Source organism: Mesorhizobium sp. M7A.F.Ca.MR.148.00.0.0 (assembly GCF_003997735.1).
GTDB lineage: Bacteria > Pseudomonadota > Alphaproteobacteria > Rhizobiales > Rhizobiaceae > Mesorhizobium.
Genome location: NZ_RZTB01000080.1, coordinates 1 through 2,512 on the forward strand (window position 1 = coordinate 1; position 2,512 = coordinate 2,512).

Annotated in this window: 4 protein-coding genes; 1 reads left to right on the forward strand and 3 read right to left on the reverse strand. The window is 61.7% G+C overall.

Annotated features, from left to right (window positions below; translation table 11 throughout):
- Positions 1–128 precede the first annotated feature (128 nt).
- From EOB49_RS23720 to EOB49_RS23730, 3 genes are all read right to left on the reverse strand, one after another.
- Positions 129–530: a hypothetical protein gene (locus EOB49_RS23720; protein WP_127382396.1), complete on the reverse strand. Its 402-nt coding sequence runs from the start codon at positions 528–530 to the stop codon at positions 129–131.
- Between the two features lie 245 nt (positions 531–775).
- A complete protein-coding gene (gene rpmF / locus EOB49_RS23725; RefSeq protein WP_008834724.1) occupies positions 776–958 on the reverse strand; it encodes a 50S ribosomal protein L32 in 183 nt (60 codons plus the stop codon).
- Positions 959–1,098: 140 nt separating this feature from the next.
- Positions 1,099–1,860: a transglycosylase domain-containing protein gene (locus tag EOB49_RS23730; RefSeq protein ID WP_127319735.1), complete on the reverse strand. Its 762-nt coding sequence runs from the start codon at positions 1,858–1,860 to the stop codon at positions 1,099–1,101.
- 222 nt (positions 1,861–2,082) lie between these two features.
- Here EOB49_RS23730 and EOB49_RS37925 point away from each other — a divergent pair.
- On the forward strand, positions 2,083–2,512 hold a 430-nt coding region (locus EOB49_RS37925), incomplete at its 3' end, for a polyprenyl synthetase family protein (protein WP_245472809.1).

Genomic DNA, 2,512 nt, shown 5'->3' on the forward strand with positions numbered 1-2,512 from the left:
CTTCGTCATCCACGGGCGGAGCAGGAGCGAAGCTCCATCGCGGAGACCCGAGGATGACGACGTTACGGGCGTTTCCGACAACTGTCAGCGCAAGCGCCCGTCAAACTTCCGCCTTCCGCGCTGGGGACCTAATTCAAATTGATGTCCCGGCTCGCCGATCGCATCGACACCGCGAATCCGGCCAGCACATCGAACAGCGCGATGATCATCAGCGTGAAGAAGACGGAATGGGCCGCGCCCTTCACCAGCAGGAACTCGACCAGGAAGGCCACGAACACCAGCGTCGACAGAAGATGGTCCATGATCGAGGCGTTGGTCGTGCGCACCGACTTCGCCATTTCGAGGAACAGGAAGACCAGCCCGATCAGTATCATCAGGTCGCCCAGCGTCATCGAGAACACGCCGCCCGACATCATACTGAAGGAGAAGACCTCGCTCGCCCAAGGATCGTCACCGCTGCCGAAAATTCCCAACAGTCCGAGGTTGTAGAGCACGAAAGGCACGATCAGCAGCGGAATGGCACCGAACATCTGGCGTCTCCATGTGGGGGCAATCCTTTGTAGAATGCGCCACAGGCACGCCGTCAAGATGTTTCGATGGCAGCGTTGAACACGGTCGAAGACCGCACGCAACAACCATGTCAGCCGGTTGCCGGCCGAAGGATTTGCAACGCCTGCGGTGCACGCCTCGAAATGCGCTGCCGACCGGCCCAAACGCAAAAGGACCAGCCACCGGCCGGTCCTTATGGAAATTCAAACCTTTGAAAAAGCTGGGCTCAGCTTTCCTTGGGCGTCAACACCTGGCGACCGCGATACATGCCGGTCTTCAGGTCGATATGGTGCGGACGGCGCATTTCGCCGGAATTCTTGTCCTCGACATAGGTCGGAGCCTTGAGGGCGTCGGCCGAGCGGCGCATGCCGCGCTTGGACGGAGAGGTTTTACGTTTCGGAACGGCCATGGATATGCTCCACTACATGGTCAAAAGCCCCGCCCGCCCTCGTGAAAGGGCCATGTCGGGGCCTAAATCTGAGAAAGTCGGGTGCCTATACACGCCCTGTGCCGTTTTGGCCAGCACTGGCGCGAATTTTTTTGGATCGTCTAGCGGAGACAACCGACATAGGCGCCTGAGCGGCCGGCTCGCCGCTCGATCAGATTGGCAAGCCGCCTCAGGCCAGGCCCGGGCTTGGCCGGATTGCGGGCGATCGGATTTGGCAAGGAGACCGCAAGCAGGGCGGCCTGCCGTCGCGACAGCTGTTTTGCCGAAACGCCGAAATGGTGTTGTGCCGCGGCCTCGATGCCGTAGATGCCCGGCCCCCACTCGGCGATGTTGAGGTAGATTTCCATGATGCGCCGTTTCGACATCACCGCATCGAAATAGACGGCCAGCGGCAATTCGACCACCTTGCGCACCGAGCCCAGCGGCCGCGACCACAGAAACAGGTTCTTTACCGTCTGCATGGTGATGGTCGAGGCACCGCGCGTCGCTTCGCCGGCCAGCGCGTCGTCGACGACGCCTCTCAGCTCGCCGAGATCGACGCCACGATGAAAGCAGAACTGCCCATCCTCCGACATGATGACGGAATTGGCCAGCACCGGCGACACGTCGTCGAGCGACACCCAGCGGCGGTCGTAACCGGAGAACGTCGCCAGGTCCTTCAACATCAGCGTCGAGACAGGATGCACGAAGAACGGCAGGTAGAGAAAGGTCAGCACGACCGGAATCAAAGCCAGCACCGCAGCCACGACGATGCCGCGCCGGACCCAGCGTTTGAGACCGCGGCGATTTACGCCTCGCGATCTCGTCGCCATGTCCAGCTTTTCGGTTTCATGATCGACGATCGGTTCCGCCAAGCCGCCCAACCCGTGCCAGAGAGCTCGTTTTGAAACGCGCTCCTGTGAGTCATGTGACGGTGTTTTCGAGAACCGGAGCGGAGCGTACATTAGAGTACGCAAGCACCGGAAGCGCAGAAAACGCCCTCAGATGACCGCAGGAGCAGAGTTTCCAAACGGGCTCATACTGCTCCGGCATAATGGCGCTTGCCTTCTTGCGCAACGTCTGAGTGTCGGCTACCGGTCCCGGCCATGACGAATGACGACCAAATGGCGTTCGAAATGGCGCTCATCCGACGCGCTGCCGCCGTCGAGGTGCTGCTGCGGCGGCTGCTCGACGACCGCGCGCTTTCGGGCGAGATCGCCCGGCCTGAGCGGTTGATGGCAGCCATGCGGCACGGCGTGCTGAACGGCGGCAAGCGCCTGCGGCCCTTCCTGGTCATGGAAAGTGCCGCCCTTTTTTCCGCCGATGGCGAGGCGACACTGCGTGTCGCCGCCGCACTTGAATGCGTGCATTGCTATTCGCTGATACACGACGACCTGCCCGCCATGGACGACGATGACCTGCGTCGTGGCCAGCCGACCGTGCACAGAGCCTTCGACGAGGCGACCGCCATCCTGGCTGGCGATGCCTTGCTGACGCTGGCCTTCGACATCATCGCCGGCGAGGCGACCGCCCTGC

Coding starts and splice junctions, on each gene's coding strand:
- EOB49_RS23720 (WP_127382396.1), bottom strand. CDS start 530: ATGTTCGGTGCCATTCCGCTGCTGATCGTGCCTTTCGTGCTCTACAAC.
- rpmF (WP_008834724.1), bottom strand. CDS start 958: ATGGCCGTTCCGAAACGTAAAACCTCTCCGTCCAAGCGCGGCATGCGC.